Consider the following 14442-nt stretch of genomic DNA (forward strand, 5'->3'; position numbering starts at 1 on the left):
TAACTGAATGTTTACACTCGCGCGGGCCGCCTGAAGACTGCGCTGGCGCAAAGCTTCCTGCCAGCCGTCGGGCTATTCTGGGCGTTTTACAGGAGGAGTTATGCAATCGATTCATGGTCATGAAGTGCTGCAGATGATGCTCGCCTCGGGCGAACCTTACTCGACGGCCAGCCTTGAGGCGGCAATCGTCGCGCGCTTCGGCGCAGATGCCCGTTTTCACACCTGCTCGGCAGAAAATTTAAGCGCGGCGGAGCTGGTGGCGTTTCTACAGAAAAAGGGGAAGTTTGTTGCCGTAGAGGCGGGGTTTAATACGCGTGAGAGTAAAATTTGTCGGCATTAATTTAGCGGCGAAGCCGAAACTTCGCCGCCGGGAGAATTAATTCTGCGAGTCGAGCGTCGCCAGCTCTTTATCAATAAAGTACAGGCCTTCGCCGCTTTTACCGACGAGGGTCAGTTTATCAATGACAGATTTAAATAATTTCTCTTCTTCGTGCTGTTCAGCCACATACCACTGCAGGAAATTAAACGTCGGATAATCCTGATTCGTCATGGCGGCGTGGGCCAGCTCATTAATTTTCCGGGTAATCAGTTGTTCGTGTTCGTAGGTGACGCGGAACAGCTCATCCAGCGATGCATACTCGGCAAACGGCGAGGCGATGGCGTTGATGCAAGGCAGGCTGCCGGTATCGGTCAAATAATCAAACAGGCGCTGCATATGGGTCATCTCTTCCTGCGCATGACGGCGGAGGAATGCGGCGGCGCCTTCAAAGCTGTGGTAGCTGCACCATGCGCTCATTTGCTGATAAAGCAGAGAAGAATAAAGCTCAAGATTCATCTGCTCATTTAGTTTATCGATCATTTCTGTTTTCAGCATCGCGTGTGCTCCGAAAATAAAGACGTAACATAAGGGTGCCGCCACTATAATTTGTTATTAATTTATTTGCAAAAAGTAAATTAAAAAACTTATTTATTAAAAATGAAAATGGGAATAAAACGCATTGGCAATTTAATAAGTAATGAGAATGGTTCCGGTTTAATATTTTAGCCAGGGCATATTATCAAAATAAAAACCGAAATAAGGTATCTGGTGCAGGCAGAAAAATGGACTGCCTGAGCGGAGCTTTGTCGGTGCCCGCTGAGGCGGGCGCGGGAAGGGCGGGGTCCACGGGCAAAAATGTGAAGCGTAACGTAATTTATAAAACATCTTTTCATAAAATTTGAAAGTGTGTTTATTAAGTAGTAAAGTCCATCACAACGCTAACGAACGATCGCGGGAGTGTCCGCACAGCATTCAGGAGAGTAAAGCATGAAAATTGCACTGATGATGGAAAACAGCCAGGCCAGCAAAAACGCTATCATCCTCAATCAGTTAAACGCCGTTGCCGATGAAAAAGGCTTCCCGGTTTACAACGTCGGGATGAGTGATGAGCACGACCATCATCTGACCTATATTCATCTGGGCATTATGGCCAGCATTCTGTTGAATTCGAAAGCGGTTGATTTCGTGGTGACCGGCTGCGGCACAGGCCAGGGAGCGCTGATGTCGCTGAACATCCACCCAGGCGTAGTGTGTGGCTACTGTATTGATCCGGCAGATGCTTTCCTGTTCGCGCAAATTAATAACGGTAACGCGCTGTCTCTGCCTTTTGCCAAAGGTTTTGGCTGGGGCGCCGAGTTGAACGTGCGCTTTATTTTTGAAAAAGCCTTCACCGGTCGCAATGGCGAAGGTTATCCACCGGAGCGTAAAGAGCCGCAGGTGCGTAACGCCGGTATCCTGAATGCGGTGAAAGCCGCCGTGGTGAAAGATAACTATCTGGATACGCTGCGTGCTATCGACGCGGAACTGGTTAAAACGGCGGTCTCCGGTCCGCGTTTCCAGCAGTGCTTCTTCGAGAACGGCCAGGATAAAGAGATCGAGGCTTTTGTCCGCCAGATAGTCGGCTAAGTCCCTGGTTTTGTCCCGATAAGGCCAGCTTCCGCTGGCCTTTTTGCTTATTTCTTCCTCGCAGAGACGCTGCTGCCGGCCTCCTGGCTCAGCCGCAGACTATCCACCATTCCCACCAGACAAATTAAGGCAATAAAGACGAAGGAGAGCCGAAAGCTGATCCCCGGCAATGCGGTGAGGCTTAACCACTCGCTGGCTTTTTCACCCAGGCGAATGCCGATCGCGCCAAGGGTGATCCCCATGCCCACGGCCAGCTGCGACGCGGTACTGAACAGCGTATTGGCGTAGCTCATCTGCGCCGGTGGGACGTCGGCAAAAGCAAGCGTGCTCACGCCGGTAAACTGAATCGAGCGGAACACGCCGCCGAGAAACAGGATCAGGCAGATGAGCCAGACCGGAGTCTGCGGCGTGAAAAAAGCGCAGGCGAGCAGGGAGATGACGTTTAGCGTCCCGTTTATCAGCAGCAGGCGGCGGAAGCCGAGCCAACGGATGAGTGGCGTGGTCATGGGTTTAATGGTGAGGTTGCCGACAAACACCGCCAGCACCAGCAGCCCGGAATGGAAAGGGTCCATACCAAAGCCGACCTGAAACAGCAGCGGCAGCAGAAACGGAACGGCGCTAATGGACGCGCGGAAAAGCGATCCTCCGTACATCGTCACCCGAAAGGTCGGTACCCGTAGCGCATCCAGACGCACCATTGGCCAGTCCGCCCGGCGAAAATGGCGAAGTGCGAACAGCATACATCCTGTCCCAAGCCCCAGCAGGGCCAGGGTTGCCCAGCCTTGCGCCCGGGTATCGCTAAGCAGCTCCATGGCGCTCACCAGGCTCACCATGGCAATCGATGTCGCCAGGAAGCCGGGGAGGTCAAAGGGGCGCCGCTCCTCTTCCCGGATATCGGGAATGATACGCAGCGACAGCGCGATCGCTATCAATCCCAAAGGAACATTAATAAAGAATATCCAGTGCCAGCTGGCGTAGCGGGTAATAAAGCCACCCAGCGGCGGGCCGATGATCGGCGCAACCAGCGCCGGCCATGTCAGCGTCGCAATGGCCTGGATGAGTCGATCTTTCGGTGTGGTGCGCAGGACCGCCAGACGGCCGACGGGAATCATCAACGCGCCACCGATCCCCTGCAGAATACGCATGGCGACAAAAGTGTTCACGTTGGTGGAAAAGCCGCAAAAAACGGAGGCAAGCGTAAAAATGGCCAACGCCAGCGTGAAGATCTTACGTGCGCCAAAACGATCGGCAATCCAGCCGCTGGCCGGGATCAACACCGCCAGCGTAATCAGGTAGGCGCTGATGCCGATATTGAGGTCAACCGCCGCCATGCCAAAATCCGTTGCCATGTCCGGCAGGGCGGTCGCGATCACCGTCCCGTCAAGAAATTCCATGAAAAATGCCCCGGCGACCAGCAGGGCGGGAGCGGAGAAGGCGCGGCCTTCCCGTGAAGAGATATCTGTACTCATGGTGTCAGCCATCGCCAGGTGAGATGCCGATCGCGGGAAAAACGCGCGGGCGTTTCACTCTGCGATTTTTCTCAATTTTGTTTAATTCATAAATTATTTTTGTGAAAAAATTGTGAGATAAAGCATGTTTCTATTGATTTATGTGATGCAAGTCATATTATAAGCCCATAAATGGTAACACCTGCATAACAAAACCGGAGTCGCTTCATGAAGCTGCGCAAAATTCTGAAGAGCATGTTCGAGCAGTACTGCAAAACATTCAAAGATGTACCGCCGGCCGGTATGTTCTGATAAAAAAACCTGCTGCGGCAGGTTTTTTTATCTCGCGGGATTTAGGTTACTATGACGCTCCTCGAAAAAGGAGTAATAAATGTCTCAACATCTCACCGAACAAGACGAACTGGTTTCTGACGTTGTCGCCTGCCAGTTGGTTATCAAACAGATTCTCGACGTCATTGATGTCATCGCCCCTGTTGAAGTGCGCGAAAAAATGACCACGCAACTGAAAGCCATCGATTTTGCCAGCCATCCGGCTTCGGCCGATCCGGTGACGCTGCGTGCGGTCCAAAAAGCGATTGCGCTGATTGAGCTTAAGTTTACGCCGCAGGGTGAAGCTCACTAAGTTGTTTCGCCCCGCTGTCATTGGCGATGGCGGGGCGAAAACCCGATGTTAATGCGAGATAGCGGTCCTTGCTGGCGCTGGCTGCTCATCTTTAAATCGCTTACTGTTGCCCCAGCACTCCTCATAACGGTGGCCGACTAAATCCTCCACAATACTGCGCACATCGGCCGGGATATCGCCAACCTTACCACCTGCTTTAATCCGCGCCACTTCCTGTAATACCACCTGGTGCGCTTGACGATCCAGCTTCATCTGCTTACTGAAGACAATGGCCGCCAGCGCCAGCAGGATCACGCCGCTACAGAACACCACCGCAATGGCGGTGACTGCGCTTTCTGGTTGCGTATGCGCTTTCGACTGGAACCCGTAGAAGCTGAGAATGGCTCCCATCGTGAAGACAATAATCGAACGCAGGATCTTGCCGGAGAAGGTCATGGCGCCCGCATAGATCCCTTCGCGACGGCGACCGGTATAGATCTCATCAACATCGGCGAGGAAGGTGTAAACGGTCCATGGAATGTAGTACACGCCACCGGTCCCGAGACCAAACAGGACCGTGATCCCGAACATTAGAATGGTAGCCAGATGGGCAGGCAGGTGGAAAAACCACAGCGAGGTGTACAGCAACACGGAGAAAATCACGATGCTCAGCGCCAGGATATAGGGCTTGCTGAACCCCTTTTTCACGCACAGACCGATAAACAATGCCGTAGAGAGCAGTTGCAGAATCGAGTTCAGGCTGTTCAGCCCGGCAACCATCGCCGGATCGTGCTGCAGGACAAAGATAACGAAGTAGGTAAAGACTGAGGCAAACAACCATTCGGCGCCGAAACCGCAGAGATACATGCCCAGATGCTTGCGAAACACGCGCAGAGAGAAGGTTGAACGCATATCCTTCGCCAGCATCAGCAGGGTCGTGAGCAGGCCTTTTTTCTCGCTCACCCGAGCCTCTTCTTCATGCGGGCGCTCCCAGCTGCAATACCACAGACAGGAGATAGCGATAATCAGGATAAACCCGTAGGTCAGCCCGGTCAGGAAGAATGGCGTGGCGGAGTCTTTGCCATATAAAAGGATAAACTGACCAGGGATAAACGCCGCCAGGAAGTTGGCCAGCTTGCCAAAAATGGCTTTATAGCCGGTTAGTTTAGAGCGTAATGAGAAGTCGTCGGTCATTTCGGTGGCTAAGGTTTCGTAAGGCACCATGACTGAGGTATAAATAATCTCAAAGACGACGTAGGTGCAGAGGTAATACCAGAATCCTGGGCCCTCAACCCACAGCAGCGGGTAAAACATCATCAGCGGAATGCCAATCAATAAAAAGAAACGTCGGCGTCCGAAGCGTTTACCGAGTCGCGTTTTCCCGAAGTTATCGGTCAGATAGCCCATTAACGGGTTGCTGATCGCATCGATGATGCTGGCGACAGAAAAAATGAATGACGCCTCAATCAGCGTCAGTCCGCAGAAGGTGGTGTAGAAATAAAGTAGCCAGGCGCCGCTGATCGCCAGCGCGCCGCTCCCGAGTAAATTCCCGCCGCCGTAAGCTAGCTGATGGCGTAACAAAATCGGTCTTCCCTGCAACCCTGGTGAGGTTGAAGCCGCGTATCTTGCCATTAATATAAACCCCATGTTTTAAATTTTTGAAACGATGTTTTTATATTATTAAATCCGATGATGAAAAGTGATCGCCATCACTAATCATCCGCTATGTGATTACACGGCGGAGTAATGCGATCGGCTTAAAAGTTTTTAATGCTTTTCAGGAATAAGAACGGTGCCTGAGCGCCGAATATGATGTTGCGGAAATGGCGAGCGCTGGAACGTAATCGGCGATGGGGGGGCGTAAAGCAGGAGATTGACAGGCGGGTGGCGTTTATCCGCGAAGCGGTACTACGAGCATACTGTGATTTGCATCGGTTCTATCGTAAACGTCGGGTGAGTGCGCCGGTCAGGGCGAGGGCGATCAGATGGTACTGAACATTCCCTCAGGCTTCATCCTCCCTGAGGGAACCGTGGATGTGGCGTTCACCGCTACGGTTTTAATCCTCGCAGTGCGCTACCAGACTGAGCAGATGGCGATCGGTTTGCAGCATACATAAACCGGCTTTATCCGCGTTACGGACCTCTTCAAGTACGCTTTGCAACAGCATGCCGTCTTGCTGCTGCTCTTTCGCGAGCAGCGCCAGGAAGCGACAGGTGGTGTCATCGCGTTGTGCTTTGGCCTCTTCGGTCAGCCCGGACAGCATGCTGCTGCGCTGTTCATAATCGGCCAGAGTCGCGGTAAACAGCTCTTCGAGGGAGTGACAGCTATGGCTGTAACTGCCTTCATTTTTGACGATCGGCCAGCTTCCGCCGGTCTTCATAAAATCGAATACGCGCATCATCTGCGTCACGTGGGATTGTGCCCGGGAGCGCAAAAAGATGGCGGTGCCGTTCAGACGCTGTTGTTCGCACCATTCGCTGAGATGCAGATATAAATTTGATGCACGAAACTCAAGGTTCATCTGATTATTGAGCTTTTGAGCCATTCCAGGAACGACCATAAAAAATATCCTTATTAAGCTGGAGTTATCATTCGCGCGTCGAGAATCTTCGCCGGTGACGATAAAATGCGAGATTTTTTACGCGTAACATTGTCGGCAAAATAATGAATTCGCAATTTCCCTATGTGTATCGGTAATTAATTAGTGACTACCGATATATACAGAATACCCCCAAGGGCAGGCTAAGAAAACTCTCAACTGGCCTTGTTTTACTTTTAGTTACAATATGCCTGAAAAGCACGTTTTTTAACTCTCCTTGTCGTTTTATATTTATTTACCTCATTGATTTTATTTGCTTTTATTAATTGCGGGTTTTTTATGCTATGGATGATATCTACGACATATTTATTAAATATGAATTTAATCCTCTGGTCATAATTCGGTCATATCACATCATGGTCAATGGTAATGACGCCATTTTTACCGGATGGGATAAACGGAGTTATGAAGTGTATTCTGTTATTAACGGTAATAAAATTTCCCTGAGCGATATTTCATCTGGTGAGAAGCCATATCGGTAAAGGAAACGGCTGAAGAAGGGGCGCTGCGCTTTTCGGCAAACCCGCTGAGAAGGGGGCGACGATAGCCACAAGGATAAGTCTGCTGATGATATGGATAAATTTGCTACATTCAGAGTTAATTGTCTGACAATTAGCGCTTTTTTTATGTCATTTTTCGCTAAATCTATGCACGCAATTACTGTAATTCCGCGATGTGATAATGCTCTCGTATGGAGAATTGATTTCCGGTTATTACTTAATGAACAACGGCAGTGCGGTGTGCGATTTTTCTAATGCCTTGTTTTAAGTCTGATAAAAAAATTAAGTCCGATACTTCCCTACAGAAATGCGAAATAAAGCTGGAGTTTACCATGCACAAATTTACTAAAGCGCTGGCGGCGATCGGTCTCGCTGCGGTTATGTCACAATCAGCTATGGCTGAAACACTTAAACTCGGATTTCTGGTGAAACAGCCTGAAGAACCCTGGTTTCAGACCGAGTGGAAATTTGCTGATAAGGCCGGCAAAGATTTGGGTTTTGAGGTGATTAAAATTGCGGTTCCGGATGGCGAGAAGACCCTTAACGCCATCGACAGCCTGGCGGCCAGCGGGGCCAAGGGCTTCGTTATTTGTACGCCTGACCCGAAACTCGGCGCGGCGATTGTCGCCAAAGCCCGCGGATACGATATGAAAGTTATCACCGTCGATGACCAGTTTGTTAATGCCAAAGGTAAACCGATGGAGAGCGTGCCGCTGGTGATGATGGCCGCCAGTGAAATTGGCGCTCGTCAGGGGCAGGAGCTGTATAAAGAGATGCAAAAACGCGGCTGGGATGTGAAGGATACCGGTGTGATGGCGATTACCGCCGATGAACTCGATACCGCCCGCCGTCGTACCACCGGTTCCATTGACGCGCTGAAAGCGGCCGGCTTCCCGGATAAACAGATCTACCGCGTTCCGACCAAATCCAACGATATCCCGGGCGCCTTCGACGCCGGTAACTCCATGCTGGTGCAGCATCCTCAGGTGAAACACTGGCTGATCGTGGGGATGAATGACAACACCGTGCTGGGCGGCGTGCGCGCAACCGAAGGCCAGGGTTTTAAAGCCGGGGATGTGATCGGCATTGGCATCAATGGTGTGGATGCGGTTAATGAACTCTCCAAAGCGCAGGCGACCGGTTTCTACGGCTCTTTGCTGCCTAGCCCGGACATCCACGGATATAAAACCAGTGAGATGCTCTACAACTGGGTCACGAAAGGCGTCGAACCGCCGAAATTCACTGCGGTGACCGATGTGGTGCTGATCACGCGCGACAACTTCAAAGAAGAGCTGGCGAAAAAAGGGCTGTAAGGCCTGGTTGACCCTGCCTCCCGCACTCTGCGGGAGGCTGAGCATAGAAGAGCGGAGTTGTTATGCAACAGTCTACCCCTTATCTCTCATTTCGCGGTATTACCATGACCTTTCCCGGCGTTAAGGCGCTGTCTGATATTAGCTTTGACTGCTACAGCGGACAGATCCACGCCCTGATGGGGGAAAATGGTGCCGGAAAATCGACGCTGCTGAAGATTCTCAGCGGCAACTATATCCCTAGCGCCGGCGATCTGCAGATAGACGGTCAGCCGCGCGTATTCACCAACACCACCGAAGCGCTTAACGCCGGAGTGGCGATAATTTATCAGGAGCTGCACCTGATTCCGGAGATGACCGTCGCAGAAAATATCTACCTCGGCCAAATCCCGCATAAGTACGGGTTAGTGAACCGCTCGCTGCTCAACTACGAAGCTCGCCTGCAGCTGGAGCATCTGGGGCTGGATATCGACCCGGAAACGCCGTTGAAATACCTCTCCATCGGCCAGTGGCAGATGGTAGAGATTGCCAAAGCGCTCACCCGTAACGCCAAGGTCATCGCGTTTGATGAACCGACCAGCTCTCTTTCGGCGCGCGAGATAGAGCATCTGTTTCGCGTCATCCGCGAACTGCGCGAGGAAGGGCGCGTGATTATTTATGTTTCGCACCGCATGGAGGAGATTTTTGCCCTCAGCGATGCGATCACCGTATTTAAAGATGGCCGCTACGTCCGTACCTTCGATGATATGCAGACCGTGAATCATGATGCGCTGGTGCAGGCGATGGTGGGGCGTGAGCTGGGCGATGTTTACGGCTGGAAACCGCGTGAGTATGGCAAAGAGCGTCTGCGTCTGGAGCAGGTCAAAGCACCCGGCGTGCGTAAGCCGGTCGATCTCTCGGTGCGCGGCGGGGAAATCGTCGGCCTGTTCGGGCTGGTCGGGGCCGGGCGCAGCGAGCTGATGAAAGGGTTGTTTGGCGGAACCCGGATCACCGGTGGTCAGGTGTATATCGACGGCCAGGCGATCGATATTCGTAAACCGGCGCAGGCTATCGAGGCCGGAATGATGCTGTGCCCGGAAGACCGCAAAGCGGAGGGCATAATTCCGGTGCACTCCGTACGCGACAATATCAATATCAGCGCGCGTCGCCGGCATATTCGCGCGGGCTGCATCATTAATAACGGCTGGGAAGCGCACAATGCCGATCGGCATATTAAGTCGCTCAATATCAAAACCCCAGGCCCGGAGCAGCTGATTATGAATCTCTCCGGCGGCAACCAGCAGAAAGCGATTCTGGGGCGCTGGCTGTCGGAAGAGATGAAAGTGATCCTGCTGGATGAGCCGACCCGCGGTATTGATGTGGGCGCTAAGCATGAAATTTATAACGTTATCTATGCCCTGGCGGCCTCCGGCGTCGCCGTCGTTTTCGCCTCTAGCGATTTACCCGAAGTGCTCGGTGTCGCCGATCGTATTGTGGTGATGCGCGAAGGCGAGGTGGCAGGCGAACTGCTGCATGACGATGCCAATGAACAGCAGGCGTTAAGCCTTGCGATGCCAAAAGTGAGCCAGGCGGTCGCCTGAGTAAGGAGTCAATGATGTCCTCTGTTACCACCCCTAATGCCCGCCAGACTTCGTTTAGCTTTGCCCGAATCTGGGATCAGTTTGGCATGCTGGTTGTTTTTGCCGTGTTGTTTATCGGCTGCGTGATTTTTGTGCCCAATTTTGCCTCGTTTATCAATATGAAAGGTCTGGGGCTAGCGATTTCAATGTCCGGTATGGTGGCCTGCGGTATGCTGTTTTGCCTGGCGTCCGGAGATTTTGACCTGTCGGTGGCATCGGTTATCGCCTGCGCAGGCGTAACGACGGCCGTGGTGATTAATATGACGGAAAGCATGTGGATAGGGATTGCCGCCGGTCTGCTGCTGGGGGCAATCAGCGGGCTGGTTAACGGCTTCGTGATTGCCCGTCTGAAAATTAACGCCCTGATAACCACGCTTGCCACAATGCAGATTGTGCGCGGCCTGGCTTATATCATCTCCGACGGCAAGGCGGTCGGTATTGAAGATGAGCGTTTCTTTACCTTAGGCTATGCCAACTGGTTTGGCCTGCCGGCCCCCATCTGGCTGACCGTCGCCTGCCTGATTATTTTTGGTTTGCTGCTCAACAAAACCACCTTTGGCCGCAATACGCTGGCTATCGGTGGCAATGAAGAGGCGGCCCGACTGGCGGGCGTGCCGGTGGTGCGGACCAAAATTATTATTTTCGTGATCTCAGGCCTGGTGTCTGCCGCCGCGGGGATCATTCTCGCCTCGCGCATGACCAGCGGCCAGCCGATGACCTCGATTGGCTATGAGCTGATCGTCATTTCAGCCTGTGTGCTGGGTGGCGTGTCGCTGAAAGGCGGGATCGGTAAGATCTCTTATGTGGTTGCCGGGATCCTGATCCTTGGCACCGTCGAGAATGCCATGAACCTGCTGAATATCTCGCCGTTCTCTCAGTACGTGGTGCGCGGCGTGATTCTGCTGGCGGCGGTTATCTTCGACCGTTACAAACAAAAAGCAAAACGGACGGCTTAACGCCCTCCCAACCTTTTAGTCTACTCCTCGATTATCGCCAGCGCCCGCTGTGCTGGCGATAGCTATCAAAAATGGCGATCACGGTCACACTGTCTATACTTACATGGCTAACAATCCGTTAACAACCAGCGTTGCGCTGGCCATGAAAGGAGGAAAACAGGGTGGCTGACAAGATATCTGTACCGCCTGTGCCAACCGAACATCATGCCTTTTTCTTTGACCTCGACGGCACGCTTGCCGATATCAAACCTCATCCCGATCAGGTTGTTATCCCCACACAAGCGCTTCAGGCGCTGCGGCAGCTTGCGCAGCAGCAGAGTGGGGCGGTGGCATTGATTTCAGGGCGCTCCATGGTTGAACTTGATGCGCTTACCCATCCATACCGGCTGCCGCTGGCCGGTGTTCACGGGGCAGAACGCCGCGATATCAATGGTAAAACGCACATCGTCACGCTTCCTGATGCGCTGCTCCGCGAACTGGATCAGCAGCTGCGGGCGGCGCTGGAGACGATGCCGGGGTGTGAACTTGAATACAAAGGGATGGCGTTTGCGCTGCATTATCGCCAGGCGCCGGCGTACCAGAGCGCGGCGCTGTCGCTGGCGCAGGGGATTGTCAAACGTTATCCGATCCTCGCATTGCAGTTGGGTAAGTGCGTGGTGGAGATTAAGCCGCGTGGGGTCAATAAAGGGGAAGCGATCGCGACGTTTATGCAGGAGGCGCCGTTTCAGGGGCGCAAACCGCTATTCGTTGGCGACGATTTGACGGACGAAGCCGGGTTTAGCGTTGTGAATCAGCTCGGCGGCATGTCGATAAAAGTTGGCAAGGGCGACACCCAGGCGCAATGGCGTCTGCCGGATGTCGCGGCCGTTCAGCATTGGTTAATCAGCATCGCAAATAATAAGCTACAACCAGATGCGCAAAATGACAGGAGAGAGGGTTATGGGGCGCTTAATCGTAATATCTAATCGTATTGCGCCGCCGAATGATAAAAAGGCCAGTGCGGGCGGCCTGGCCGTGGGCATTTTGGGCGCGCTGAAGGCTGCCGGTGGATTATGGTTTGGCTGGAGCGGAGAGATAGGGGATGACCAGAAGCCGCTAAACACGGTGACGCGAGGGAATATCACCTGGGCTTCGTTTACGCTCAATGAACGGGATCATGACGAGTACTACAACCAGTTTTCCAACGCCGTGCTGTGGCCCGCATTCCACTATCGCCTGGATCTGGTGGACTTCCAGCGCCCATCCTGGGACGGTTACCTGCGGGTCAATGCCAACCTGGCGAAAAAGCTGCTGCCGCTGATTGAGCCCGATGATATTTTGTGGATTCATGATTATCATCTGCTGCCTTTTGCCAGCGAACTGCGCAAACTTGGGGTCAATAACCGTATCGGCTTCTTTCTGCACATCCCGTTCCCGACGCCAGAGATTTTTAATGCGCTCCCCCCGCATGCCGAGCTGCTGGAACAGCTCTGCGACTACGATCTGCTTGGCTTCCAGACTGATAACGACAGGCTGGCGTTTCTTGATAGCATCTCGCTACAGACCCGGGTGGTGACGCGAGATGGCCGACATCATGAGGCATGGGGTAAACATTTCCGTACCGGGGTTTATCCGATAGGCATCGATCCTGACGAGATTGCGCGGAGTGCGAAGGGGCCGCTGCCGCCCAAACTGGCGCAGTTGAAAAGCGAGCTCAAGGGGGTAAAAAATATCTTCTCCGTTGAGCGGCTGGATTACTCTAAAGGTCTGCCGGAACGCTTTCTCGCCTATGAAGCCCTGCTGGAAAAATACCCGCAGCATCACGGTAAGATTCGCTATACGCAGATTGCGCCAACCTCCCGCGGTGAGGTGCAGGCCTATCAGGATATTCGCCATCAGTTGGAGACCGCCAGCGGCAGAATCAATGGCCAGTACGGGCAGTTGGGCTGGACGCCGCTGTACTATCTGAATCAACATTTTGAACGCAAACTGCTGATGAAGGTCTTCCGCTATTCCGATGTCGGACTGGTGACGCCTCTACGTGACGGGATGAATCTGGTGGCGAAAGAATTTGTTGCCGCCCAGGATCCGCAGGATCCCGGCGTGCTGGTTCTGTCGCAGTTTGCCGGCGCGGCAAATGAGTTGACCAGTGCGCTGATCGTCAATCCCTACGATCGCGACGAGGTGGCCGCGGCGCTGGATCGCGGCCTGACGATGCCGCTGGCGGAACGGATTGCGCGTCATGCGCAGATGCTGGCGGTCATCAAGGATAATGATATCCATCGCTGGCAGGAGCGGTTTATCGCCGATCTGAAGCAGGTGGAACCGCGTAGTGAGGAGAGCCAATTGCAACGCAAAGTCTCGACTTTCCCCAGACTGGCATAAGTGAGGTAAGCGCGATACAGGCTGACGCCCTGGCGTCAGCCTTTTTCCAGGGAGACCAGTAAAACGTCCACGCCGCTGCTGCCGACGATACTTTTCGCCGAGCAGGTGGCGCGCGAAAACAGGCTATGGTTGTGATTGCCGCATATCACCAGGTCCACGTGATGCTGTTGGCAAAAATCCTTGATGTGGTGGTTCAGTTCGCCGCTGGCAATCGTTACGTTATCAATAGGGTAATCGGCTTCTTTCGCCAGAGCGGAGAGAAAATCTCGCGTTTCTTCATGCATTAAGTCCCGCAGGTTTTCCAGCATTGGCGCCGCAAACTGGTTATATAGCTCCGGGTCGGTGGCCAGCGTAATCAGACTGACTTTGGCATCCAGCGGGCGTGCGATAGAGACCGCTTTATTGATAAGCACGCGGCTTTCCGGCGTTGGGGCGACGGCAACGAGCAGATGAGAATATGGCATCAGGCCTCCTTGAGATACGCGAATCGATACGCGAAATAACCCTTCCTCCTTTCTTTACTCCCATTTTTTATCTCCCGCAAGGTCTGTCCATCACACATCAGGCGCCCGGTTTTTAGGCGGGAGCAATCACGTTTTCGCCCGCCGGGGTTTAGTTTTGGTTATCTGTCTTTCGATAAAGGAAGTGCCGTTTTATAAACCGGTGATGCGTGTCCGTCGGCCTGATAAACGCAGCGCCATCAGGCATTTCCCCGGCGGCGCGGGCTTGCCGGGGCTACAAATCCCCAGGCAACAAAACCCGACATGGCCGGGTTTGATTCTTAGCAACGTCCGGTGGTGTCGCTGCCGGGTGTATTTTTTGTAGGCCTGATAAGCGCAGCGCCATCGGCATTTCCCCGGCGGCGCGGGCTTGCCGGGGCTACAAATCCCCAGGCAACAAAACCCGACATCGCCGAGTTTGATTCTTAGCAGCGCCAGGTGGTGTCGCTGCCGGGTGTATTTTTTGTAGGCCTGATAAGCGCAGCGCCATCAGGCATTTCCCCGGCGGCGCGGGGCTTGCCGGGGCTACAAATCCTGCGCCATCAGGCATTTCCCCGGCGGCGCGGGGCTTGCCGGGG

14 protein-coding genes are annotated in these 14442 nt (G+C 53.4%); 9 read left to right on the forward strand and 5 right to left on the reverse strand.

Annotated features, from left to right (window positions below; translation table 11 throughout):
• Positions 1-100 precede the first annotated feature (100 nt).
• Positions 101-340, forward strand: coding sequence for a YecH family metal-binding protein (locus Electrica_RS09085; protein ID WP_100682275.1), 240 nt, complete (start codon positions 101-103; stop codon positions 338-340).
• Between the two features lie 36 nt (positions 341-376).
• On the opposite strand, the gene ftnA is transcribed toward Electrica_RS09085, so the two are convergent.
• Positions 377-874, reverse strand: coding sequence for a non-heme ferritin (ftnA, locus tag Electrica_RS09090; RefSeq protein WP_100682276.1), 498 nt, complete (start codon positions 872-874; stop codon positions 377-379).
• A 432-nt stretch (positions 875-1306) separates the two neighbouring features.
• On the opposite strand from ftnA, the gene Electrica_RS09100 reads away from it, so the two are divergent.
• Entirely contained in the window at positions 1307-1945 is a 639-nt protein-coding gene (locus Electrica_RS09100; RefSeq protein ID WP_100682277.1) for an RpiB/LacA/LacB family sugar-phosphate isomerase, read from the forward strand.
• A 47-nt stretch (positions 1946-1992) separates the two neighbouring features.
• Here Electrica_RS09100 and Electrica_RS09105 read toward each other — a convergent pair whose 3' ends face one another.
• Entirely contained in the window at positions 1993-3414 is a 1422-nt protein-coding gene (locus tag Electrica_RS09105; protein WP_141964326.1) for an MFS transporter, read from the reverse strand.
• 207 nt (positions 3415-3621) lie between these two features.
• Here Electrica_RS09105 and azuC point away from each other — a divergent pair, with 207 nt between their 5' ends.
• Both azuC and Electrica_RS09115 read left to right on the forward strand, forming a co-directional pair.
• Positions 3622-3705, forward strand: coding sequence for a stress response protein AzuC (azuC, locus tag Electrica_RS09110; RefSeq protein WP_015583995.1), 84 nt, complete (start codon positions 3622-3624; stop codon positions 3703-3705).
• A gap of 79 nt (positions 3706-3784) precedes the next feature.
• Positions 3785-4036: a DUF2766 family protein gene (locus Electrica_RS09115; protein ID WP_004864113.1), complete on the forward strand. Its 252-nt coding sequence runs from the start codon at positions 3785-3787 to the stop codon at positions 4034-4036.
• Positions 4037-4084: 48 nt separating this feature from the next.
• Here the strand turns inward: Electrica_RS09115 and Electrica_RS09120 are convergent, their stop codons facing one another.
• Positions 4085-5596 (reverse strand): MFS transporter, encoded by a 1512-nt coding sequence (locus Electrica_RS09120; RefSeq protein WP_160703282.1) that lies wholly within the window; start codon positions 5594-5596, stop codon positions 4085-4087.
• Positions 5597-6072: 476 nt separating this feature from the next.
• Positions 6073-6576 carry a non-heme ferritin-like protein gene (locus Electrica_RS09125; protein ID WP_100682279.1) on the reverse strand — a complete coding sequence of 168 codons (504 nt, stop codon included), beginning with the start codon at positions 6574-6576 and terminating at the stop codon, positions 6073-6075.
• Positions 6577-7447: 871 nt separating this feature from the next.
• On the opposite strand from Electrica_RS09125, the gene Electrica_RS09130 reads away from it, so the two are divergent.
• The 5 genes from Electrica_RS09130 to otsA all read left to right on the forward strand — a co-directional run bounded on the left by Electrica_RS09130 (position 7448) and on the right by otsA (position 13364).
• Complete coding sequence (locus Electrica_RS09130) at positions 7448-8428, forward strand: arabinose ABC transporter substrate-binding protein (protein WP_100682280.1); 981 nt, start codon at positions 7448-7450, stop codon at positions 8426-8428.
• A gap of 62 nt (positions 8429-8490) precedes the next feature.
• On the forward strand, positions 8491-10005 hold the full coding sequence (gene araG / locus Electrica_RS09135) for an L-arabinose ABC transporter ATP-binding protein AraG (RefSeq protein WP_100682281.1): 1515 nt from the start codon (positions 8491-8493) through the stop codon (positions 10003-10005).
• A 14-nt stretch (positions 10006-10019) separates the two neighbouring features.
• Positions 10020-11000 (forward strand): L-arabinose ABC transporter permease AraH, encoded by a 981-nt coding sequence (gene araH / locus Electrica_RS09140; RefSeq protein WP_142255864.1) that lies wholly within the window; start codon positions 10020-10022, stop codon positions 10998-11000.
• Between the two features lie 161 nt (positions 11001-11161).
• Positions 11162-11965 carry a trehalose-phosphatase gene (gene otsB, locus Electrica_RS09145; protein ID WP_141964328.1) on the forward strand — a complete coding sequence of 268 codons (804 nt, stop codon included), beginning with the start codon at positions 11162-11164 and terminating at the stop codon, positions 11963-11965.
• Positions 11940-13364 (forward strand): alpha,alpha-trehalose-phosphate synthase, encoded by a 1425-nt coding sequence (gene otsA, locus Electrica_RS09150; protein ID WP_131050333.1) that lies wholly within the window; start codon positions 11940-11942, stop codon positions 13362-13364. Before otsB ends, otsA begins: the two co-directional genes overlap by 26 nt.
• Before the next feature lie 35 nt (positions 13365-13399).
• Here otsA and uspC read toward each other — a convergent pair whose 3' ends face one another.
• Entirely contained in the window at positions 13400-13828 is a 429-nt protein-coding gene (gene uspC / locus Electrica_RS09155) for a universal stress protein UspC (protein ID WP_100682285.1), read from the reverse strand.
• Positions 13829-14442 lie beyond the last annotated feature (614 nt).

The organism is Klebsiella electrica (genome assembly GCF_006711645.1).
GTDB lineage: Bacteria > Pseudomonadota > Gammaproteobacteria > Enterobacterales > Enterobacteriaceae > Klebsiella > Klebsiella electrica.

Bases quoted from the DNA above. Each gene is read 5' to 3' on its own strand.
- Electrica_RS09125 (WP_100682279.1), bottom strand. From the start codon at position 6,576: ATGGTCGTTCCTGGAATGGCTCAAAAGCTCAATAATCAGATGAACCTT.
- araH (WP_142255864.1), top strand. From the start codon at position 10,020: ATGTCCTCTGTTACCACCCCTAATGCCCGCCAGACTTCGTTTAGCTTT.
- Electrica_RS09100 (WP_100682277.1), top strand. From the start codon at position 1,307: ATGAAAATTGCACTGATGATGGAAAACAGCCAGGCCAGCAAAAACGCT.
- Electrica_RS09085 (WP_100682275.1), top strand. From the start codon at position 101: ATGCAATCGATTCATGGTCATGAAGTGCTGCAGATGATGCTCGCCTCG.
- azuC (WP_015583995.1), top strand. From the start codon at position 3,622: ATGAAGCTGCGCAAAATTCTGAAGAGCATGTTCGAGCAGTACTGCAAA.
- Electrica_RS09115 (WP_004864113.1), top strand. From the start codon at position 3,785: ATGTCTCAACATCTCACCGAACAAGACGAACTGGTTTCTGACGTTGTC.
- Electrica_RS09105 (WP_141964326.1), bottom strand. From the start codon at position 3,414: ATGAGTACAGATATCTCTTCACGGGAAGGCCGCGCCTTCTCCGCTCCC.
- araG (WP_100682281.1), top strand. From the start codon at position 8,491: ATGCAACAGTCTACCCCTTATCTCTCATTTCGCGGTATTACCATGACC.
- ftnA (WP_100682276.1), bottom strand. From the start codon at position 874: ATGCTGAAAACAGAAATGATCGATAAACTAAATGAGCAGATGAATCTT.
- otsA (WP_131050333.1), top strand. From the start codon at position 11,940: ATGGGGCGCTTAATCGTAATATCTAATCGTATTGCGCCGCCGAATGAT.
- Electrica_RS09130 (WP_100682280.1), top strand. From the start codon at position 7,448: ATGCACAAATTTACTAAAGCGCTGGCGGCGATCGGTCTCGCTGCGGTT.
- uspC (WP_100682285.1), bottom strand. From the start codon at position 13,828: ATGCCATATTCTCATCTGCTCGTTGCCGTCGCCCCAACGCCGGAAAGC.